The organism is Gelidibacter salicanalis, from assembly GCF_007997285.1.
Classification (GTDB): Bacteria; Bacteroidota; Bacteroidia; order Flavobacteriales; family Flavobacteriaceae; genus Gelidibacter; species Gelidibacter salicanalis.
Genome location: NZ_VORX01000006.1, coordinates 68111 through 89445 on the forward strand (window position 1 = coordinate 68111; position 21335 = coordinate 89445).

A 21335-nucleotide genomic window follows, 5' to 3' on the forward strand; every position below is an offset into this window, starting at 1 on the left:
GAAACCTTCTGTCAACAATCGTTTATCAACAATCAACAACCCGCCCGTACCGAAAAGGCACATTCGGGCGAGTCAACAATCATTATTCAACGATCATCATGAATCTTCATTCAAACATTTTAGGCCAAGGCCAAGTCTTTATTTTTCTCCACGGATTTTTGGGGATGGGTGATAACTGGAAAACCCTAGGTACGTCATTCAGTGAGGATGGCTATGAGGTGCATCTTATAGATCAGCGGAATCACGGACGCAGTTTTCACAGCGATGAATTTAATTATGAAGTGATGGTGGAAGACTTGAAGCGCTATTGTGACGCGCATCAGTTGGAAAACATCATCCTATTAGGGCACTCCATGGGCGGGAAAACGGCCATGTTATTTGCTGTAGAAAATCCTGATTTGGTTTCCAAATTGATTATTGCCGATATTTCGCCGCGCTATTATCCAACCCATCACGACGCTATTCTTAAAGGTTTATCGGCATTAGATTTTACAGCTCTTAAAAGTAGAGGGGAAGCAGACAGCGCATTGAAACGCTACGTACCTGATGTAGGTACACGACAGTTTTTATTGAAAAATCTGTATTGGAAAGACAAAGGAGTGTTGGATTTAAGGATCAATCTTGAGGTTTTAAGTGATCAGGTGAATGAAGTGGGTGAGCCCTTGCCAATGCATACTACGTTTGATAAAGAAACCTTGTTTTTAAGAGGCGATCGTTCAGAATATATTGCTCTGGCGGATGAAAGTTTAATTTATTCCCATTTTCCTAAAGCTAAAATTGTGACTATTGCGAATGCAGGCCATTGGTTACACGCTGAAAATCCAGATGATTTTTATAAAGAGGTCAACACGTTCCTAAAAGCGTAATTAACATATTTAAATCTTTAATCTCCAAAACTTAAAACTATGAATTTGATTATCAAATTATTGATCACTGCAGTTGCTGTGGTAATTTTGGCCAAATTCCTTCCCGGGGTGGAAGTTGCCGGTTTTCTATCAGCCATTATTTTGGCCATAGTCTTAGGTTTGCTCAACTTATTTTTAAAACCCATTTTGGTCATCTTAACCCTGCCCATAACGGTTTTGACATTAGGCTTGTTTTTATTGGTAATCAATGCCTGTATCATCCTTTTGGCAGATGAATTTATGGGCGGATTTGAAGTGGACGGATTTTGGATTGCACTGCTTTTTAGCTTGCTCTTGTCATTTTTACAATCTGTACTTTATTCATTGTTAGACAAAGACAAAAACTAGTCTATAAATCAAGTGTTTAAAAACTTTGTTGGGATTTAAAAAATGCTTAATTTTGCATCCCGATTTTTGAGTAGTCAAACCCGTGTTTTAGGTACGCCCTTTGGTACGAAATTTGAACTAACTTCCATAGAAAATAGGAACCCTTGTAGGTTAGAAAAATCGTTAAACATTAAAACGCCGTAGGCTTTATAATTATAATATGAATATTACAAGAGAAAACATTGACGCATTAAATGCTGTTGTAAAAGTAGATATCGCTAAAGAAGACTATAGTGATAAGGTTGAAAAGATTCTTACAGATTATCGTAAATCAGCTAATATTCCAGGATTTAGAAAAGGTCATGTGCCAATGACCATGGTTAAAAAGCAATATGGAAAAGCCGTTTTGGTTGATGAGGTCAACAAGCTTTTACAAGATGCTCTTAAAAAATACTTAACTGAAGAGAAATTGGATGTCTTAGGCAATCCTTTACCTAAAGCTCAAGATGATTTAGATTGGGATGCTGATTCCTTCTCTTTTGAGTTTGAATTAGGTTTAGCCCCAGAATTTGAGGTGGATCTAAAGGGTAAAAAAGCAATCACGCACTATAAAATTGTCGCTGATGACAAAATGATTGATGGTCAGGTGGAGCATATCCGTAAGCAATACGGCAAATTGATCTCTCAAGACACCGTTACAAAGGACTCGGAGATTATTGGTGTTTTTGTGAATGAAGAAAAAGAAATTAACAACAATGCGACGCTTACTTTAGATAAAATCAAAAGTAAAACTGCTGAGAAGGCTTTAATAGGAGCCAAAGTAGGAGATGTGGTAGGCATGAACACTAAAGGATTGTTCAAGGATGATCATGACCTGATGAACTTCTTAAAGGTAGCTCATGATGATGCGCATGATTTAGATGTTGAGGTGACCTTTATCATTGAAGAAATTAACACAAGAGAATTGGCCGATTTAGATCAGGAGTTGTTTGATAAATTATTTGGTAAGGATGAGGTGACGTCAGTAACTGAATTGAAAACTAAAATCAAGGAAGATTCTGAAAAGCAGTTCGGACAACAAGGGGATCAAAAATTCTTGAATGACGTTACGGAACATTTGGTTGAAAATACCAAATTTGACCTTCCAGCAGCCTTCTTACAAAAATGGATGCAAACTGCGGGAGAAGATCAATTGGATGCTGACCAGGCTAAGGAAGAGTATGAGAATACTGAAAAAAGCATGCGCTACCAATTAATCGAAGGCAAATTGATTGAAAAACACAACTTGCAAGTCACCTTTGATGATCTTAAAGCGTTTGCTAAAGACATGATCAAAGTACAAATGGCACAGTTTGGCCAGATGAATCCTCAAGATAAAGAATTGGAAGATATTGCAGCGCGTATCTTGTCTAACAGAGAAGAAGTAAAGCGTTTGTCAGAGCAACTGATGAGCCAAAAATTATTAGAACTTTATAAAAACGAAGCAAATCTTAAGGTTAAAGAAATAACCTATGATGAATTTGTAAAAGAGTTTTACAGCTAATAATTATAATTTAAATCGTTATATTTAGAGCGTAAAACTGTTAGGTTTTACGCTTTTTTTTGACTGATGGAGAGTTATCAAATGACCTCAGAATGCTCTGGGGAAACACGAATTTAAGAACTAAAATATATTTATGGATTACGGAAAAGAATTTGAAAAATTCGCAATAAAAGATCAAGGCATCAGCAGCACCTATTATAATCAAATCATGAACAGTATGTACCCTGTTGGTTTGACGCCAAATATTATTGAAGAACGTCAAATGAATGCAGTAGCAATGGACGTATTTTCAAGATTGATGATGGATCGTATCATTTTTATGGGTACAGCAATCAATGATCAAGTAGCCAACATTATTCAAGCACAATTGTTGTTCTTGGAAAGTACAGATGCGGCTAAAGATATTCAAATCTATATCAACTCACCAGGCGGTAGTGTGTATGCCGGTTTAGGCATTTATGATACCATGCAATTGATTAAACCTGATGTTGCTACCATCTGTACAGGAATGGCCGCCTCTATGGGTGCTGTTTTATTATGCGCAGGAGAAAAAGGTAAGCGCAGTGGCTTAACCCATTCCCGTGTGATGATCCATCAACCTTTAGGAGGTGCGCAAGGGCAAGCGAGTGATATTGAAATTACCGCTAGAGAGATTATGACCTTAAAAGAGGAATTGTATAAAATCATTGCGAAACATACTGGTCAAGAGTATGACAAGGTGTACAATGATAGTGATCGTGATTATTGGATGAAAGCTGATAAAGCTAAGGAATATGGTATGATTGATGAAGTTTTATCTAGTACTAAAAAATAGTAATTTCAAAGTTTATCCATCGCGATAAAAGTTGAAATGTATAATATGAGGAATTAAAAGAGTTATGGCAAAGGAAGAATTAGAATGTTCGTTTTGTGGTAGAAAGAAGCCAGAAACCAGTTTATTAATAGCAGGATTAGATGCACATATTTGTGATAGATGTATTGAGCAAGCCCACGGGATTGTTTTAGAAGAATCCAAACAGAGTGATAATGCCGAATTATCTTCAGATTTGATGCTGAAAAAGCCTGTGCAAATTAAAAAGTTTCTTGATGAATATATTATTGGTCAAGAATACAGCAAGAAAGTAATGTCTGTGGCCGTGTACAATCACTATAAGCGATTGTTGCAACCCGCCACCAATGATGATATTGATATTCAGAAAAGTAATATCATTATGGTGGGACAAACCGGAACGGGTAAAACCCTAATGGCCAAAACCATTGCAAAAATGCTTAATGTACCGTTAGCTATTGTAGATGCTACAGTATTGACTGAGGCGGGGTACGTTGGTGAGGATGTTGAAAGTATTTTGACCCGTTTATTGCAGGTAGCCGATTACAATTTGGAAAAAGCCGAAAAGGGGATTGTGTTTATTGATGAAATCGATAAAATTGCCCGTAAGAGTGATAATCCATCCATTACTAGAGATGTTTCTGGTGAAGGCGTACAACAGGCCTTATTGAAACTTTTGGAAGGAACTACGGTTAATGTACCGCCCAAAGGAGGACGTAAGCATCCAGATCAGAAGTTTATTGAAGTCAACACTGAGCATATCTTATTTATCGCTGGGGGTGCTTTTGATGGGGTGGAACGTATGATCTCAAAACGCTTGAACATGGCTGCCATTGGTTATAAAGCCGCCGCTCACGATGATGTGATTGATGCTGATAACCTATTGCAATACATTACACCTAAAGACTTGAAGGACTTCGGTCTGATTCCTGAAATCATCGGGCGTTTGCCGGTGTTGACCTATATGGATCCTTTAGACACCAAAACTTTAAGAGCTATTTTAACCCAACCTAAAAATGCGATCATTAAACAATACCAAAAATTGTTTGAAATGGACAACATCAAATTCACCATTACGGATGGCGCATTAGATTTTATTGTTGAAAAAGCCATCGAGTATAAATTAGGTGCCAGAGGTTTGAGATCACTTTGTGAAGAAATCCTCACGGATGCGATGTTTGAGTTGCCAAGTGGCAAGGAAACTAAGCTTCACGTCACCAAAGAGTATGCTGAAGACAAATTAGATAAAACAACTTTAAAGAGATTGAAAGCGGTTTCATAACGCTTTAAAGATCGTAGTCAAAAAAACAGAACCACTCTTTTCAGGGTGGTTTTTTCTTGAATTTTAAAAACTAAGTTTGCAGGTACAATGCTTAAATTATAGAGCTAATAGTATCTTCTTTACGTGGGTCAACAGGCATTTTTAACGGTGTTATTTTAAGTACTACGCTATAAAAACAACCATCAATTTGTTAAAAAAAATATGGCTCCTACTTTTTATACCTACTTTTATTTATTCTCGTCAAAACTTTTCAAAACATAGTTTTATTCGACAAATGACCACTATTCATTCATTTTTAAGAGAGCATCCAAATAATGTCGGGTATTGGAAAGTCGCGGCACCTTATGTTGTCCACCTAGTTTATCTTGTTGTTTTAACCAATCGTAGAATAATGAGTGCCGTGCCACGTGAATTTTCGGGCTATTTAAGGTAATGTTGTTGTAACGCTTGGCCTCATAGTCGGAATTAAGCGATTTTAGAGCGTTGTCAAGCAACTCATTAAAGTAATCGATATCTTGGGGTGGCGTCTTAAATTCAATCAACCATTCGTGGGCGCCCTTATCCTTACCACTCATAAAAATAGGAGCTGCCGTATATTCTACTATCTGGGCGTTCGTCTTCTTGCAGACTTTTTTCAGGGCATCCTCAGCGTTTTCAATAATCAACTCTTCGCCAAAAACATTAATGTGATGCTTAGTGCGGCCACTTACCTTAATGCGGTACGGTTGTAAAGAGGTAAAGCGGATGGTATCACCTATCTTATAACGCCAAAGCCCCGCATTGGTGGTGATGACCACGGCATAATTTTTATCTTTTTCAACTTCCGCAAGCGGAATAATACGTTGCTCGGGGGTGCCATAGGCATCCATAGGAATGAACTCATAAAAGATGCCGTAGTCTAACATGAGCAAAAGCTCGCTAGAACTATTTTGATCTTGAATGGCGAAGAACCCTTCTGAAGCATTGTAAATTTCATAATACCTAAAATCCTTACGCGGCAAGATCGCTTTATACTGATCGATGTAAGGCAAGAAACTCACTCCACCGTGAAAATAGACTTCCAAGTTGGGCCAAATTTCAAAAATGCTTTGCTTGTTGGTGGTTTCGAGAACATTATTCATTAACACCAACATCCAGGAGGGGACACCTGCGAGACTAGTCACATTTTCATTAATGGTTTCATTAACGATCGCCTGCATTTTATGCTCCCAGTCGCTCATTAAAGACACTTTGTTACTGGGCGTACTGCTATATTCTGCCCAGAACGGCATGTTGTCAATCAAGATGGCCGATAAGTCTCCGAAGGCCGTTCCATTTTCCCTATACAATTCCTTACTGCCTCCGAGTCTTAAGCTTTTCCCGGTAAACATCTGTGAGTTTTCATTATTGTTGAGGTACATACAAAGGAGATCCTTACTCGCTGCATAATGGCAATCTTCTAAGGACTCGTAACTCACTGGAATAAATTTACTTTTGGCATTCGTGGTCCCACTTGATTTTGCAAACCACTTGATGGGTGTGGGCCAGAATATATTGTTTTCGCCTAAGCGAGAGCGCTCAATATTCGCCTGATTATCTTCGTAGTTGGTTATCGGAACTCGGTCAGCAAATGTTCTGTAATTGGTGATGCTCGCAAAATCATAGGTTTTACCAATTTCCGTGTCTTTTGCCGTAATTATGAGATCTTGAAGTAATTCATTCTGTACTTCATTCGGGTACTTTAAAAATAATTCGATTTGGTGAAATCGCTTTTTTAAGAACCATGAAGCAATTGAATTTACTAATGGAATTGGCATATTTGTAGTATCTTTAAAGACTAAAAATAATACTTTTTTTATATAAATTCTTCTAAATAAAATTTTAAATAAATGACGTACCAAGGGGTCTTGACCAAAATGGCAACGGAGTTTTCACATCCTATCCAATACTTTCTAATTTTTGAAAATGACTTTATCAATATGAATCAGTTGTTGGATAAAACCATCAGCATTCAATTTGTTGGCTACCAATGTTTGAACTGCGCTTTAGATAAGCCAATTTTTAGACAAGGGTTTTGTAAAAGCTGTTTTTTTGAGATCCCACAAGCGGCAGATTGGATTATGAGACCCGAGCTGAGTACGGCGCATTTAGATCAAGAAGATCGCGATTTGGACTACGAAAAACGTGTGCAATTGCAACCACATGTCGTCTACCTCGCCAACTCCAGTAATGTGAAGGTGGGCGTCACCAGAAAAAGTCAGGTCCCGACCCGGTGGATTGACCAAGGCGCACATGAAGCTATTGAGATTGTAGAAGTGCCCAATCGCTATTTAGCAGGCATCACTGAAGTGGCCTTAAAAGCATTTGTTGCCGATAAAACCAACTGGCGTACCATGCTTAAAAATGAAATTGTTGACGAGAATTTGGTAGAGTGGCGCGACCGATTGCGAGCTTCTATTCCAGACGAAGCGGCCGAGTACTATATTGCCAGTAACCAAGAAACCCATATCGATTTTCCGGTATTAAAATATCCTGAAAAACCCAAAAGCCTCAGTCTCATTAAAACGCCCAATTATCAAGGTGTTTTGAAAGGCATTAAAGGGCAATACCTCCTTTTTGAAGATGATACCGTCTTCAATATTCGGAGCAACGAAGGGTTTATTGTTGCGTTGACTGTGCACTAGGTAGTTCCTCAACATTATTTTATCACCTCAGAATTAGATGGAAACCATATTTTTTGTAACTTAAGGTAGTCCAATTGGGTGTAGCATCCTTTGATGCATGCCCTACAGAAAATGAACTTAACACAAAAAATTATGAAAGTCCCGGTCATGTTTTATGTCATTTTAACTACGCTGTTTTTGGTGCTACTAACTATAATGGTAGCGATGGAGTTGCCCTTTAATTGGGTGTTTTATGCTACCTGTATCGGCCAAGTGTTAGTGGTGATAATGGTGTATAAAGTGTTGAAAAATAAGTACAGCACAACAAAAACATTTGATGATTTTTATGAAGATCATCCTATTGGAAAACAAAAAATCACGTCATAAGAACGTGATTTTTTGTGGTATAAGGTACTTAAGAAGACTACATTTCTTCTTGATCCCTTAAATTTTGTATATAAGCAGCTTTTTGCAATTGTCTTCTCTTTTTCACTGAAGGTTTAGTGAAATACTGATTCTCTCTCAAATTCTGCATCACCTTTACATTGCGGTGTTTACGTTTGTAACGTTTGATGGCGCGTTCGATGTTTTCGCCTTCTTTGATTTCAATTCTTAACATAGATAATTATTAGAGTATATAAAATATTTGAGACTATCCCAAATACGTTTTTAAAATTTTACTTTTTGAAGTGTGCTTCAATCTTCTGATTCCTTTCTCTCTGATTTGACGGACACGTTCTCTGGTTAAATCAAAAGTCTTACCAATCTCATCCAAGGTCATTGGAGGTTGATTGCTAAGGCCAAAATTCAATCTAATCACATCACTTTCTTTTTGAGAAAGCGTGTTGAGCGCTCTATCAATTTCCAAACTTAATGACTCCGTCATTAAATTTCTATCAGGGTTTGGAGAATCACCAGAAGAAACCACATCATATAAACTTGAGGTTTCACCTTCTTTTAAGGGTGCATCCATTGAAATGTGACGTCCAGAATTCTTCATAGACTGCTTCACATCCTTTACGGTCAAATCTAATTCAGTCGCAATTTCTTCAGCACTAGGCGGACGTTCATGCGCTTGCTCCAAAAATGAATAGGCTTTATTGATCTTATTGATCGAGCCAATTTTGTTCAAAGGTAATCTAACTATTCGAGATTGTTCTGCTAAAGCTTGAAGAATTGCTTGACGAATCCACCAAACTGCATAAGAAATAAATTTAAAACCTCTGGTTTCATCAAAACGTTTAGCTGCTTTTACTAGGCCAGCGTTACCTTCGTTAATTAAATCGGGCAATGTCAGGCCCTGGTTTTGGTATTGTTTAGCGACTGATACGACAAAACGAAGATTGGAGGTGGTCAGCTTATCTAAAGCCTCTTGATCTCCTGTTCTAATGCGTTGTGCCAATTCTACTTCTTCATCTGCTGTAATCAATGGCAGTTTACTGATGTCTTGTAAATACTTATCAAGAGATTTGGATTCTCTGTTAGTAACCTGCTTGGTGATTTTTAATTGCCTCATCTAGTCTCTTTTATTTAAATACGTTAACTGTAACTCTACAGTATAACTTTTAATTTGACAAAAGCAAATAAACTCACATTACTTTAACATAATTGGGTAATTTTCTTTAAATTGCAGGTTGTTTTCGCTTGTTTCGATCTATTATGGCCATTTCTGTCCAAACATTCAGTTCCGTTTTCAATTTAATTTACCGTATCTTTTTTCTTGTTTCGAGAATTAAAAATATCTTTTAATGTGTTTTTAATCACATCGCTTCCTGTTTTCGTGCTATCCCTCTTAATGCTCGGTGTTTTTACATCAGAATCGGTTTCGGTACGCGTTGTGTCTTTTTTAGTGGTTGGTGCTGTAGTTTGGTTTTTAGCGCCACCCATAGCTTCGCCAATCAAATCTTTTAGCTTATCGGTACCTTTACCTATGAGTTTCTGTTTTTCAATCTCAATCAGTTGCTTGGTTAAATTGGCGACACCACTGGTTAAGTCGGTTGACACCTTAGGATTAGAAAAGGTTCCGGAAATATTGGCACTTACCGGAATAAGAATTTTATTGACTTCATTGTCGTTAATTTTACCAATCAATCTATTGACCTCGCTTCCCAAATATTTGGCTGGCACATTAAACACCGCATTATAAGCCATCGTATTGTCAAAGCCATGGGCTCCTGAAACCACGATGCCGATATCTTTATAGGCTAAGTTGAACGGTTTTACCGAAACTTTTCCATTTGCAAACTCTAAATTTGCCTTAAGATCATTCAAGTCCAATTCGCCAAAATCGATAAAATTTAAAACACCGCTTAATTGTGATAATAGCGGACTCGCTTTCTCATTAATATCCGTAGTGAGTAATTCTGCTATGGCATTTCCTGTGATGGTATTTAAATTGGGCGAAAATTCCTTGTCTAAGGTTCCTGAGATGTTAAGGCTCGTGTTCAATTTACCTTGTAAAGCTTTAGCAATGGGCGCTAAATTTTGCAATAACTCCAAATCAGTAAATGACTTGGCAATATCAAAGCTGCTCGCATCTAATTTTAAATTAAATGTTGGGGTATCGGATTTTGTGCTGACGTCTCCGGAAACAGCCAATATGCCACCAAAAATAGTGGAGCTTAAATTACTGATGGTCGCCTGTTGGTCCTTAATGTATAAAACGCCCTTCACATTTTTAAGATTCAAATTGTCATAAATAACCGTGTTGGCATTCGCAATAATGGTACATTCCAAGAACTGTGGGATTTTTAGACCTTCCGTTACTACGGCTGCTTTTTTAGATGTTGCCGCGGTTGTGCTCTCCGTTTCTGTACTCATAAAATCATTCAGCGCTAGAGTGTTTGAATTCAAATTAAAATTGCCTTTCAGATTCACCTTTTTGCTCAACATAAAACCAATCAAATTGTTGATCGTTCCCGTAGCTGTAAAATCGCTTTGACCCGTTTTGGCACTAAAGCTGTTCAAGGTGACTGTAGACGGATTAAAGGTCATGTCAGCCTTAGAGATGTGTAACGGGTGGTTCATCGCATCCGTACTAAATACTAAATTGGTGATGTTGGCATTTCCGGAGGCCTTTATTCTGTCATACGCACTGGTTTCGATAGCGTTCATGTCAAAAGCAGTGTTTATTTTCGCTTTTAGGATGCCGCTCAGCTCATTTTCCAACTCCAAAGGATAAGCTTTGGTAAGGTTTGCTAAATTTAAGGTACCGTCAATGTCAGCATTTACCAACATATTTCCGGTAATATTTTTAATTAATGCAGACGCTTTAAACACATCGCTATCAATTTTAAAATTCAAGGTGTTAATCGCGAGATAGGTATCGTCTGCGTTTCCCGTCTCATTTATAATTTTAGTGTCGATCACGATGTTTTCCACACGTTTTGGCAAATCAGGATATTTAAACGATGCATTCTCAGAGGAAATGCTGATGTCTAAGGTTGGAATTGTTGTTTCTGTAACTTTCCCCTTTATGATCCCATTCACGTTAAAGTTTCCGGTCGTTTCAACATTATCTAGATTCTTGGCGTATACAGCCGGCATCACCGCTAAAAAGTCCTTAAAAGACGATCCCGTGTTTTTAAATGAAAGATCGATGAGCTGACCTTCTTCGAGGATTTGTACAAAGCCGTCAAAAGTAACCGGGAGCTGATTGATGAGCGCACTGTTTTTCTTAAACGTATATTTCTGCGCATTTAAATCCAGATCAATCAAAGCGTCCAGGGTCACATGGTTATTGTTCAAATAGTTGATGCTGTCCAGGGTTAAGCTCACGTTCGCTTCAGATTTTGTGTCCAATTCTGAAATAGCACCAGAAAATGTGCCCTTACCGGTATGGTTCAATTCGGTAACATAAAATTGCAGGTCTCCAGGAATATCAATATAGGTTATAGCACTCTTTTTAATGCTGTAGTCTTGAATGTCAAAGGAAAAACTTGAGGTTGAATCCTGCGCGTTTTCACTTTCTTTTACAATATCGTAATTGATGTTTCCAAAAGCATCTGTTTTTAGGGTCAATAAGGCTTCATTGATATTGATGGAATTTACGATAATCGGGTCGTCAGAAGTTTTAAAAAGTTCTTTGACGGACATTGTAAAATTGAGATTTTTTGCCGTAGCAAAGGTTTCGTCCTTAAAAGGTTCAAAGTTTGTAATCACTAAATCGCTGACTTCTACATGGGCCTGTGGAAAACTGCGAAATAAACTTAAGCTCACGTCGCTAAATTCGACGTTCGCATTGAGGTTCTGATTGATAAATTTTTTAACCATGCCTTTAATCTGCGATTGGAATACAAAAGGAAGGGCAATTAATAACACTATCAGAATTGCTAAGGTGATGCCGGTAATTTTAAAAAACTTTTTCATTGAACACAGTAGTTGAGACTCGCATAAAGCTGAAAGCCGAATAGTTAAGTAGGTATATATACGTAATATTGCTTCTAAAAGATGAAATTGACTTAAAGTTTAATAAAACTTTAGCGGTTTGTTGTCCGTCAGATTAAGTTGTTTAAAAACCTTAGTTTGTTGTGAAACTAAAATATCTGCAACAGTATGATGGCTTCAAAACAACAATTGGTGTCGCAATTCCTCTATATCAGTTCCGTCACTACTTTAGAAGCTACAAATATAGTTGAAGTAAACGGCCGTAAAAAAAAATAGTATTCTAATTTGAAACATTCGCCATAGTTGCTTTTTTAAAAATGATTTTTAAGCCGAAGAATTCTGATAAAAAGCATTTGTTTTCTTTATTTTTGGCGATAATTATGGACCAACCTCACTCAGTTTACATTGCACTTGGGAGTAACAAAGGCGACAGATTAAAACATCTGCAGGATGCTGTTGACCTCATTTTTAGACACATTGGGAAAATCAATATCATCGCGCGCGTGTACAATACGCCAGCCTTAGATTTTGAAGCCCATAGTACGCCTGAAGATTTTTTAAACACATGTGTGTTTATCGAGACGCAATGTTCTGCAGAAGAGGTGATGCGTAAATTACTGTCCATTGAAACTGAACTTGGTCGCATTAGACAAGCTGGCGCAGGTTACGAATCGCGAACCATTGACTTGGACGTTATTTTTTATGACGATCAGGTCATGGCATCTGAGTTGATAACCACGCCGCATCCGCACATGCACAAACGCAAATTTGTATTGCAGCCCTTAAGTGATATCGCTTCAAAAGTGATGCATCCTACGTTAGGGAAGTCAGTGTCAGAACTTTTGGATGCAGTTGATGACGATAGTGCCATTGAACCCACAAATGTTTGGTTAAAAAACCCCATGAAACGCTATGATTTTGGGTCTTATAATTATATCGCCATTGAAGGAAATATCGGGGCGGGTAAAACAAGTTTGGCACATCAAATTTCTAATGAGTTTAATGCCAAATTGATTTTAGAACGTTATGCTGACAATCCGTTTTTACCAAAATTTTACGAAGAACCGCAACGTTACGCTTTTACTTTAGAGATGTCATTTCTGGCCGACAGGTACCAGCAAATCAGTGACGACCTTTCACAATTAGATTTGTTTAAGGATTTTATGATCAGCGACTATGATATTTATAAATCCTTAATTTTCTCGAAGATTACCTTGCCCGAAGATGAATTTCGATTGTACAGAAAATTATTCTATTTGATGTATAAGGATATTGCCAAGCCCGATTTATACGTCTATCTCTATCAGAATACAGAACGCTTACAGGCCAATATTAAAAAGCGCGGGCGCGATTACGAACAAAATATCGAAAACAACTACCTCGAAAAAATTAATGCGGGCTATCTGGAGTTTCTAAAAAACCAAACAGAGCTCAACGTGAAAATTATTGATATTTCAGATCGCGACTTTGTAGACAAGCGTGAGGATTATTTGTGGGTGTTGGGAGAGATTTGTACGCCGGCTGAGGTTTTGTAGTAGTGAGTATTAAGAATTGAGTATTAAGTATTAAGTAAGGTCTTGTAATATTCACAAGCTCTGGTGTCTTCATTGCTTTCTTGAACCTTATTGCTTAGTGTTCTGCACTCATTTTTGCAAAAATATCCCAAACCACCACACCACAACTTACGGAGATGTTTAAGGAATGTTTTGTTCCAAATTGCGGAATTTCTAAAATGACATCGCTCGCACTCACCACCTGTTGTGCCACTCCTTTTACCTCATTGCCAAAAACTAAGGCATACTTCTGATTGGCTTGAGGTTGGAAATCGTTAAGCATCGTCGCCTGTTCCGCCTGTTCCACTGAAGCCACAATAACCTTATCAGCCTTTAATTTATCAATTACAGCCATGGTATGTTCTGCGTATTCCCAATCTACCGTATCTGTACTCCCCAAAGCAGTTTTATGAATGTCCTTATGAGGTGGTGTTGCGGTAATGCCACATAAATAAATCTTTTCGACCAGAAATGCATCACTCGTTCTAAAGACTGAACCAATATTATTTAAACTTCTAATATTGTCTAAAACAATTATAAGTGGCGTCTTTTCAGTGGATTTGAATTCGTCCACACTTAAACGGTCCAATTCGCTATTTTTTAGTTTTCGCATGTTGCTTGTGTTGGCCAGTGCAGGATTAAGGTCATTCTGCCCGGACTTATTTTTTCATTAAATGTAAATAACTATTCAGCCCTGTATTTTACAAAGCCTCAAATTATAAGTACCTTAGCGGTCCTGATAATTAGGGCAAAAATAGTATTTAAAACAGAAATCCATTGGCAAAGAATATAAAAAAGGAGACCCCGTTAATGAAACAATACAATGCCATTAAAGCAAAGTATCCTGATGCTCTTTTGCTTTTTAGAGTGGGCGATTTCTATGAAACCTTTGGAGAAGATGCAGTAAAGGCTTCCAAAATATTAGATATTATTTTGACCAAACGGGGTGCTGGGAGTGAGAGCGAAATTGAGCTCGCCGGATTTCCGCACCATTCCTTGAACAATTATTTGCCAAAATTAGTAAAGGCTGGTTGTCGGGTGGCCATTTGCGACCAATTGGAAGATCCGAAGCAAACCAAAACCATTGTAAAGCGCGGTGTCACGGAATTGGTGACGCCCGGTGTTGCGTTGAATGATGATATTCTGCACTCGAAATCGAACAACTTTTTGGCCGCCGTTTGTTTTGGTAAAAATCAGATTGGGGTTGCATTTTTAGATGTCTCTACAGGCGAATTTTTGGTCTCTCAAGGCAATGCCGAATATATAGATAAGCTGCTTCAGAACTTTAGACCTAGTGAAGTGTTGGTCTCAAAACCAAAACGTAACGAATTTAAAAATGTATTTGGTGGCGAGTTTCACACGTTTTATATGGAAGATTGGGTGTTTCAAGATGATTATGCCAATGAAACCTTACTGAAACATTTTCAAACCAAATCTTTAAAAGGCTTTGGGATTGAGGATCTATTCGAAGGCATTGTGGCGGCGGGTGCTGCCTTGCATTACCTCAGCGAAACGCAGCATCACAAATTGCAACACATCACCACCATTCAGCGTGTGACCCAAAATGATCATGTGTGGATGGATCGTTTCACTATAAAAAACTTGGAACTGTACCATTCGTACAATCAAAATGCGGTCACCCTGATTGACGTCATTGATCGTACCATTTCGCCTATGGGAGGACGCTTATTAAAACGCTGGTTAGCATTGCCGCTGATTAGTATCGATAAAATTAACCAGCGTCATGAAGTGGTCCAATACCTTTATGATGATGCCATTGTGTTGAAAAAAATTCAAAACCAGATCAAACATATTGGCGATATTGAACGGCTCATTTCTAAAGTAGCCACGGTTAAAATCTGCCCAAGGGAAGTGGTGCAATTAAAAAATGCTTTAGAGGCAATTGTCCCGATTAAAACACTTACCCAAAACACGAATAATAAGGCGTTGCAGCATATAGGTGATAGTCTGGAGCTCTGTGAAGAATTACGTCAGCGTATAAAAGAAACCTTAAACGAAGAGGCGCCCGTAAATATTTTGAAAGGGAACACGATTGCGTCTGACTTTTCTGCTGAATTGAAAGAATTGCGAGCTTTGTCAACCTCAGGGAAAGATTATTTGGATGCCATGTTAGAGCGGGAGAGTAAAATCACCGGCATTACCTCCCTCAAAATAGCTTCCAATAACGTATTTGGATACTATATTGAAGTGCGCCACACCCATAAAGATAAGGTGCCGGACCATTGGATCCGCAAACAGACCTTGGTGAGTGCTGAGCGTTACATTACCGAAGAATTAAAAGAATACGAAACAAAAATATTGGGTGCTGAAGAACGCATTTTGGCCATAGAGCAGCAACTGTTTTCAGAACTGGTCTTGTGGATACAGCAATTTATCAAACCTGTTCAAAAGAATTCTGCCTTAATTGCGCAATTGGATTGCTTATGCGGGTTTGCACAATTAGCTTCCGAAAACCAGTACACACGTCCTGAGATTAATGAAAGCTATGCGCTAGATATTAAAAACGGGAGGCACCCGGTTATTGAAAAACAATTGCCACATGGCGAGCCGTACATTGCAAATAACGTGTATTTGGATAGAGAGCAACAGCAAATCATCATGATTACCGGTCCCAATATGTCTGGTAAATCGGCAATCCTGCGTCAAACCGCACTGATCGTATTGTTGGCGCAAATGGGAAGTTTTGTGCCCGCGGAAGCTGCTACCATCGGCTTAACGGATAAAATATTTACCAGGGTAGGAGCGAGTGACAACATTTCAATGGGCGAATCGACGTTTATGGTCGAGATGAATGAAACCGCATCCATTTTGAATAACATATCAGATCGGAGTTTGGTGTTATTAGATGAAATTGGCCGTGGTACCAGTACGTATGATGGTATCTCTATCGCTTGGGCCATTAGCGAGTATCTACATGAACACCCGAGCAAAGCCAAAACCTTATTTGCCACGCATTATCACGAGTTAAATGAAATGACTGAAACTTTTGCGCGCATCAAAAATTTTAATGTGTCTGTAAAAGAATTAAAAAATAATGTGCTCTTTTTAAGAAAACTGGTGGAGGGCGGTAGTCAACACAGTTTTGGAATTCACGTGGCAAAAATGGCGGGAATGCCACAACAAGTCATCCATCGCGCCAATAAAATCTTAAAGCAACTGGAGAAATCACACAGTAGTGAAGAACTCACCGATAAGGTGCGAACGCTCGAAAACGACATGCAATTGAGCTTTTTTAATTTGGATGATCCTCTCTTAGAGCAGATTAAGGAGGAGATTGTCAATATTGATATTGACGTGCTAACGCCAGTTGAAGCGCTTATGAAGTTGAATGAAATTAAACGTATGTTGCTGAAAAAGAAACGTGCATAAATATTTTATCTTTTTTTAGCTAAAAGGCTTTGCATTTCTAAGAAATATATTAAATTTGCCCTCGCAATCCGATACACGTCGGTTGCTAAGTTCTTAGATTATTGAATACAACGCGAAAATAGCTCAGCTGGTAGAGCGCCACCTTGCCAAGGTGGAGGTCGCGGGTTCGAATCCCGTTTTTCGCTCAATACCAAAAGAAAATTGAAGTATGGATTTCGCTGCTGCGAAACATTGTTTTTAAGCAATGAATACTTTTTATAGCTGCTCAAGTGGTGGAATTGGTAGACACGCCGGACTTAAAATCCTGTGTCCATTAGGACGTGCGGGTTCAAGTCCCGCCTTGAGTACGAGACCCTGATAATCATATGATTGTCAGGGTTTTTTGTTTTCAATTAGGATCTAAAAAAAGACCCAACTAAATGTTAGGTCCTTTTATATATGTAATGTATGCATTAATTAGTTGTCGTCTCCAACAACTTCCTTTGCTGCGCCATCAATTGCTTTACCAGCTTCTTTTACTTCATTTGAGGCGTTGTCAATCGCTTTACCAGCTTTTTCTAAAGCACCTTCAGTTTCATCAGCAACATCATCAGCTGCGTTATCAATTGCTCTACCAGCATCTTCTAAGTCGTCTGCAACATCATCAGCAGTGTTTTCAATAGCGTCATTCATATCGTCCGCTTTGTTTTCAGTTTCTCTACATGATGTGAATGATAAGCCAAGGGCTACCACCAATACAGTACTTAATAATAATTTTTTCATTGTGATTGTTTTAGTGTTAATTTGAGTACAAATTTATAAAACTTCAGGACGTCTCCAACAAATGCTTTAACATTTTTTTAAGAACACCCTGCGTTCTCGGGTTTATTTACGTATGTAGTCCATAATTTGGATGACAGCACCCTGATGAGTTTTTATAAAATCAGCATTTAAAGTCCCTAATCGCGCTCGTTTCTCAGAGTTATTAATTAACGTGTTAAGCGCGAGTTGTAAGTCGTAACCATTCTCAATGGCTTGTACACCCCCGTGGGCAATCATTTGAAAAGCTTCCGGGAATTTAGTGTAGTTTTTGCCGATGATGATGGGCGCCCCGAACACAGCAGGCTCTAAAATGTTATGCAGCCCAGTGCTGCCCATTGCGCCACCCACATACGCAATATCTGCATAACTATAGATTTTGCTTAAAAGGCCAATGGTGTCAATAATCAGCAACTCATAATCTGCCAGCTGATGGCCATCTTTTTCTGAAAAAAGCACTGTTTTCTTTTTAAGCTGCGATTTTAAATGGGCTATTTGTGGATCCTTGATGTTATGGGGTGCAATAATCACTTTAAGATTGACTTGGCTTTTGTTGAGGTATTCAATAAAAAGAGATTCGTCTTCAGGCCAGGAGCTCCCCACGACAATGCATAGCTGATCCGCTTTAAACTGTTCAATAAATGTTAATGTATTGTCTTGCAGCAGCTGATCGGAAACACGATCATAGCGCGTATCTCCAGCCACCGTGACTTTAGTGAATCCAATCGAGTTTAAAAGACTTTGTGACGCCTCATGCTGAACAAAAATATGATCAAAACTTCCTAAGGCGTCACGCATGATGCCACCATAAAACTTAAAATAAGGCTGGTCCGCGCGAAACACGGCAGAAATAAGAATTGTTCTTAAATTATATTGTTTTAAGGCGTTCATATAATTGGGCCACACCTCATACTTCACAAAAATGGTCAACTCCGGCTTCAGTAGCGTAACAAAACGTTTGGCGTTACTACTGGTGTCCATGGGAAGATAAACAACAACATCTGCGACTGCTGTGTTTTTTCGGATTTCGTATCCTGAAGGCGAGAAAAAACTCAGGACAATTTTGTGGTTGGGATAATCCGCCCTCAATTTTTTAAAAATTGGTAAACCTTGTTCGTATTCGCCCAACGAGGCGCAATGGAACCATAAGGTCTTGTCTTCAAGCTTTATTTTTGAAGCTAATAATTTAAAGGTGTCTCCTCGTCCGAGAACTCCTGCTTTGATTTTATCATTAAAAAGACCTAGTATTTTTAGTAATACTTCGGTAGTATGGAGCGCTATGTTGTAAAGTAATTTCAAGAAAATTGATTTGTGCTAAAATACATTTCTTTATAATAAATTGTCTGAAAAAGAAGCCTGAATATTATTACGATTCAACGATTGAATAATGTAATTTCAGTAGGTTCACGAAATTAAACCTTTAGGAATGATTGGTATAAGCGAGGCAATTTCGTAATTTTACGCGTTGATGAATCCTGAGGGATTCAAGTATTCATTCCTACAATTATTTAGATGAAAAACATACAAATGGTTGATCTTAAAGGTCAATATCAAAAAATTAAGGACCATGTTGATGCGTCCATTTTTCAAGTGCTCGATACGACAGCTTATATTAACGGGCCTCAAGTACACGAATTTCAGAAAAATTTAGAATCCTATCTCGGCGTCAAGCATGTCATTCCTTGTGCCAACGGGACAGATGCTTTGCAAATTGCTATGATGGGCTTGGATTTAAAACCAGGTGATGAAGTGATTACGGCTGATTTTACTTTTGCCGCTACCGTTGAGGTTATTGCGCTATTGCAATTAACCCCAGTTTTGGTTGATGTAGATCCAAAAACCTTTAATATTGATGTGGAAGCCATCAAAAAAGCGATTACTCCTAAAACCAAAGCTATTGTACCGGTGCATTTATTTGGACAATGCGCTAATATGGAAGCCATTATGGGCATTGCCAAAGCGCATAATCTATATGTAATTGAAGATAACGCGCAGGCTATTGGTGCCACTTACACTTATTCGGACGGTACAAAAGCGAAGGTGGGCACCATTGGTCATGTGGCGTCAACATCTTTTTTCCCATCTAAAAATTTAGGGTGTTATGGTGATGGCGGTGCTATTTTTACGAATGATGGCGCACTTGCCCATAAACTTAGAGGTATCGTTAATCACGGTATGTATGAGCGTTATCATCATGATGTCGTAGGGGTTAATTCTCGGTTGGATTCTATCCAGGCGGCTGTTTTAAACACCAAACTCACCCATTTAGAAAGCTATAACGCCGCCCGATTGAAAGCGGCGAATGCTTATGACAAAGCGTTTGAAGGTCATGAGCATATTGTAACCCCATTTAGGGAAGGTAGTGTAGATAATCATGTCTTTCATCAATACACTCTAAAAGTGAAAGAGGTGAATAGAGATGCCTTAGTGAAACATTTAAATGAAAATGGCATCCCTTGTGGTGTCTATTACCCAATTCCGTTGCATCTTCAAAAAGCGTATAAAGATGTGCGGTATAAAGAGGAGGATTTCACAGTCACCAATCAATTGGTTAAGGAAGTGATTTCATTGCCAATGCATACAGAGTTAGATGAGGAGCAAATTGAATTCATCACATCTACAGTTATTAATTTTGTAAATAAAAATTCATAAATGAAAAAAGTTTTAGTTACTGGTGGTTTAGGTTTTATCGGGTCACATACCGTGGTAGAATTACAGGAAAAAGGTTACGAAGTGGTTATTCTAGATGACCTTTCCAATTCGTCTATTGATGTATTGGCAGGCATAACGGCCATTACGGGAAAAGCACCAATTTTTGAGAAATTGGATTTAAAGGAAAAATCAAAAGTCGAATCATTTTTTGAACAACATCAAGATATTGTTGGGGTCATCCATTTTGCAGCGAGCAAGGCAGTAGGCGAAAGTGTTGAAAAACCTTTATTATACTATGAAAACAACATCAATACCTTGGTGTATGTGTTGAAATCTTTAGTGCAGTTGCCAACCCAAAATTTTATATTTAGTTCTTCTTGTACCGTTTATGGCCAGGCCGATGAAATGCCAATTACGGAGTCTGCATCAATTAAATTAGCCGAATCGCCCTACGGAAATACCAAGCAAATTGGAGAGGAAATCATTAAGGATACCTGTAAAAGTAATGCGTCACTTAGTGCCATTGCGTTGCGTTATTTCAATCCGATTGGCGCCCATAGTAGTACAAAAATTGGTGAATTACCAATCGGTGTACCTCAAAACTTAGTGCCTTTCATTACCCAAACTGCTGCAGGATTGCGTCAAGAATTGTCAGTATTTGGCAATGATTATCCAACCACAGATGGCACTTGTGTTAGAGATTATATTCATGTGGTAGATTTGGCCAAAGCGCACGTCATCGCTTTAGAGCGTTTAGTAGGAGGTACAAATGCTGCCAATTACGAGACCTTTAACGTAGGAACAGGAACGGGAAGTACGGTGTTGGAGGTGATTCATTCTTTTGAAAAAGTATCTGGTGAGAAATTGAACTACAAGTTTGCTCCAAGACGTGAAGGAGATGTTATTCAAGCCTACGCGGACACCACCAAGGCGAACACTGATTTGGGTTGGAAAGCGGAACGCAATCTAGATGAAGCCCTATTATCAGCTTGGAAATGGGAAAAGCACCTTAGAAATATTTAATTCAC

18 protein-coding genes and 2 tRNA genes are annotated in these 21335 nt (G+C 38.4%); 13 read left to right on the top strand and 7 right to left on the bottom strand.

Annotation, left to right across the window (positions count from 1 at the left end; all coding sequences use genetic code 11):
- The first annotated feature begins 98 nt into the window (after positions 1–98).
- The 5 genes from ES711_RS12545 to clpX all read left to right on the top strand — a co-directional run bounded on the left by ES711_RS12545 (position 99) and on the right by clpX (position 4886).
- Positions 99–866, top strand: coding sequence for an alpha/beta fold hydrolase (locus ES711_RS12545; RefSeq protein ID WP_146893651.1), 768 nt, complete (start codon positions 99–101; stop codon positions 864–866).
- Positions 867–905: 39 nt separating this feature from the next.
- On the top strand, positions 906–1253 hold the full coding sequence (locus tag ES711_RS12550) for a phage holin family protein (RefSeq protein WP_146893652.1): 348 nt from the start codon (positions 906–908) through the stop codon (positions 1251–1253).
- Between the two features lie 199 nt (positions 1254–1452).
- Entirely contained in the window at positions 1453–2775 is a 1323-nt protein-coding gene (gene tig / locus ES711_RS12555; RefSeq protein WP_146893653.1) for a trigger factor, read from the top strand.
- 133 nt (positions 2776–2908) lie between these two features.
- Positions 2909–3589 carry a ClpP family protease gene (locus ES711_RS12560; RefSeq protein ID WP_146893654.1) on the top strand — a complete coding sequence of 227 codons (681 nt, stop codon included), beginning with the start codon at positions 2909–2911 and terminating at the stop codon, positions 3587–3589.
- Between the two features lie 64 nt (positions 3590–3653).
- Entirely contained in the window at positions 3654–4886 is a 1233-nt protein-coding gene (clpX, locus tag ES711_RS12565) for an ATP-dependent Clp protease ATP-binding subunit ClpX (RefSeq protein ID WP_146893655.1), read from the top strand.
- 281 nt (positions 4887–5167) lie between these two features.
- On the opposite strand, the gene ES711_RS12570 is transcribed toward clpX, so the two are convergent.
- Positions 5168–6682, bottom strand: coding sequence for a GH3 auxin-responsive promoter family protein (locus ES711_RS12570; RefSeq protein WP_146893656.1), 1515 nt, complete (start codon positions 6680–6682; stop codon positions 5168–5170).
- 72 nt (positions 6683–6754) lie between these two features.
- Here ES711_RS12570 and ES711_RS12575 point away from each other — a divergent pair, with 72 nt between their 5' ends.
- Complete coding sequence (locus ES711_RS12575) at positions 6755–7549, top strand: DUF2797 domain-containing protein (RefSeq protein ID WP_146893657.1); 795 nt, start codon at positions 6755–6757, stop codon at positions 7547–7549.
- 132 nt (positions 7550–7681) lie between these two features.
- The gene (locus ES711_RS12580) at positions 7682–7915 is read left to right on the top strand and encodes a hypothetical protein (RefSeq protein WP_146893658.1); all 234 of its coding nucleotides are present in this window, start codon (positions 7682–7684) and stop codon (positions 7913–7915) included.
- A 37-nt stretch (positions 7916–7952) separates the two neighbouring features.
- Here the strand turns inward: ES711_RS12580 and rpsU are convergent, their stop codons facing one another.
- The 3 genes from rpsU to ES711_RS12595 form a co-directional block, all read right to left on the bottom strand.
- Positions 7953–8147 (bottom strand): 30S ribosomal protein S21, encoded by a 195-nt coding sequence (gene rpsU, locus ES711_RS12585; protein ID WP_133757260.1) that lies wholly within the window; start codon positions 8145–8147, stop codon positions 7953–7955.
- A 33-nt stretch (positions 8148–8180) separates the two neighbouring features.
- Positions 8181–9044 (bottom strand): sigma-70 family RNA polymerase sigma factor, encoded by an 864-nt coding sequence (locus tag ES711_RS12590; RefSeq protein ID WP_146893659.1) that lies wholly within the window; start codon positions 9042–9044, stop codon positions 8181–8183.
- A gap of 182 nt (positions 9045–9226) precedes the next feature.
- Positions 9227–11896: an AsmA-like C-terminal region-containing protein gene (locus ES711_RS12595; protein ID WP_146893660.1), complete on the bottom strand. Its 2670-nt coding sequence runs from the start codon at positions 11894–11896 to the stop codon at positions 9227–9229.
- 398 nt (positions 11897–12294) lie between these two features.
- Between ES711_RS12595 and folK the strand changes: the two genes are divergently transcribed.
- Positions 12295–13449 (top strand): 2-amino-4-hydroxy-6-hydroxymethyldihydropteridine diphosphokinase, encoded by a 1155-nt coding sequence (folK, locus tag ES711_RS12600; protein ID WP_146893661.1) that lies wholly within the window; start codon positions 12295–12297, stop codon positions 13447–13449.
- 94 nt (positions 13450–13543) lie between these two features.
- On the opposite strand, the gene ES711_RS12605 is transcribed toward folK, so the two are convergent.
- Positions 13544–14080: an RNA methyltransferase gene (locus ES711_RS12605; protein ID WP_146893662.1), complete on the bottom strand. Its 537-nt coding sequence runs from the start codon at positions 14078–14080 to the stop codon at positions 13544–13546.
- 164 nt (positions 14081–14244) lie between these two features.
- Between ES711_RS12605 and mutS the strand changes: the two genes are divergently transcribed.
- The 3 genes from mutS (at position 14245) to ES711_RS12620 (ending at position 17204) form a co-directional block, all read left to right on the top strand.
- A complete protein-coding gene (mutS, locus tag ES711_RS12610) occupies positions 14245–16857 on the top strand; it encodes a DNA mismatch repair protein MutS (protein WP_146893663.1) in 2613 nt (870 codons plus the stop codon).
- A gap of 112 nt (positions 16858–16969) precedes the next feature.
- A tRNA-Gly gene (locus ES711_RS12615) sits at positions 16970–17042 on the top strand.
- Positions 17043–17120: 78 nt separating this feature from the next.
- A tRNA-Leu gene (locus tag ES711_RS12620) sits at positions 17121–17204 on the top strand.
- A 109-nt stretch (positions 17205–17313) separates the two neighbouring features.
- Here ES711_RS12620 and ES711_RS12625 read toward each other — a convergent pair.
- Positions 17314–17619: a hypothetical protein gene (locus ES711_RS12625; RefSeq protein WP_146893664.1), complete on the bottom strand. Its 306-nt coding sequence runs from the start codon at positions 17617–17619 to the stop codon at positions 17314–17316.
- A 102-nt stretch (positions 17620–17721) separates the two neighbouring features.
- Positions 17722–18954, bottom strand: coding sequence for a 3-deoxy-D-manno-octulosonic acid transferase (locus ES711_RS12630; protein ID WP_146893665.1), 1233 nt, complete (start codon positions 18952–18954; stop codon positions 17722–17724).
- A gap of 213 nt (positions 18955–19167) precedes the next feature.
- Here ES711_RS12630 and ES711_RS12635 point away from each other — a divergent pair, with 213 nt between their 5' ends.
- Together ES711_RS12635 and galE are read left to right on the top strand one after the other, a co-directional pair.
- On the top strand, positions 19168–20307 hold the full coding sequence (locus tag ES711_RS12635) for a DegT/DnrJ/EryC1/StrS family aminotransferase (protein WP_146893666.1): 1140 nt from the start codon (positions 19168–19170) through the stop codon (positions 20305–20307).
- Positions 20308–21330, top strand: coding sequence for a UDP-glucose 4-epimerase GalE (gene galE, locus ES711_RS12640; RefSeq protein ID WP_146893667.1), 1023 nt, complete (start codon positions 20308–20310; stop codon positions 21328–21330). It abuts the gene before it with no gap.
- The last annotated feature ends 5 nt before the right edge of the window (positions 21331–21335 follow it).

Bases quoted from the DNA above. Each gene is read 5' to 3' on its own strand.
- galE (WP_146893667.1), top strand. From the start codon at position 20,308: ATGAAAAAAGTTTTAGTTACTGGTGGTTTAGGTTTTATCGGGTCACAT.
- ES711_RS12625 (WP_146893664.1), bottom strand. From the start codon at position 17,619: ATGAAAAAATTATTATTAAGTACTGTATTGGTGGTAGCCCTTGGCTTA.
- ES711_RS12580 (WP_146893658.1), top strand. From the start codon at position 7,682: ATGAAAGTCCCGGTCATGTTTTATGTCATTTTAACTACGCTGTTTTTG.
- ES711_RS12605 (WP_146893662.1), bottom strand. From the start codon at position 14,080: ATGCGAAAACTAAAAAATAGCGAATTGGACCGTTTAAGTGTGGACGAA.
- ES711_RS12545 (WP_146893651.1), top strand. From the start codon at position 99: ATGAATCTTCATTCAAACATTTTAGGCCAAGGCCAAGTCTTTATTTTT.
- ES711_RS12635 (WP_146893666.1), top strand. From the start codon at position 19,168: ATGAAAAACATACAAATGGTTGATCTTAAAGGTCAATATCAAAAAATT.
- ES711_RS12595 (WP_146893660.1), bottom strand. From the start codon at position 11,896: ATGAAAAAGTTTTTTAAAATTACCGGCATCACCTTAGCAATTCTGATA.
- ES711_RS12575 (WP_146893657.1), top strand. From the start codon at position 6,755: ATGACGTACCAAGGGGTCTTGACCAAAATGGCAACGGAGTTTTCACAT.
- folK (WP_146893661.1), top strand. From the start codon at position 12,295: ATGGACCAACCTCACTCAGTTTACATTGCACTTGGGAGTAACAAAGGC.
- ES711_RS12590 (WP_146893659.1), bottom strand. From the start codon at position 9,044: ATGAGGCAATTAAAAATCACCAAGCAGGTTACTAACAGAGAATCCAAA.
- ES711_RS12550 (WP_146893652.1), top strand. From the start codon at position 906: ATGAATTTGATTATCAAATTATTGATCACTGCAGTTGCTGTGGTAATT.
- ES711_RS12560 (WP_146893654.1), top strand. From the start codon at position 2,909: ATGGATTACGGAAAAGAATTTGAAAAATTCGCAATAAAAGATCAAGGC.
- ES711_RS12570 (WP_146893656.1), bottom strand. From the start codon at position 6,682: ATGCCAATTCCATTAGTAAATTCAATTGCTTCATGGTTCTTAAAAAAG.
- tig (WP_146893653.1), top strand. From the start codon at position 1,453: ATGAATATTACAAGAGAAAACATTGACGCATTAAATGCTGTTGTAAAA.
- clpX (WP_146893655.1), top strand. From the start codon at position 3,654: ATGGCAAAGGAAGAATTAGAATGTTCGTTTTGTGGTAGAAAGAAGCCA.
- rpsU (WP_133757260.1), bottom strand. From the start codon at position 8,147: ATGTTAAGAATTGAAATCAAAGAAGGCGAAAACATCGAACGCGCCATC.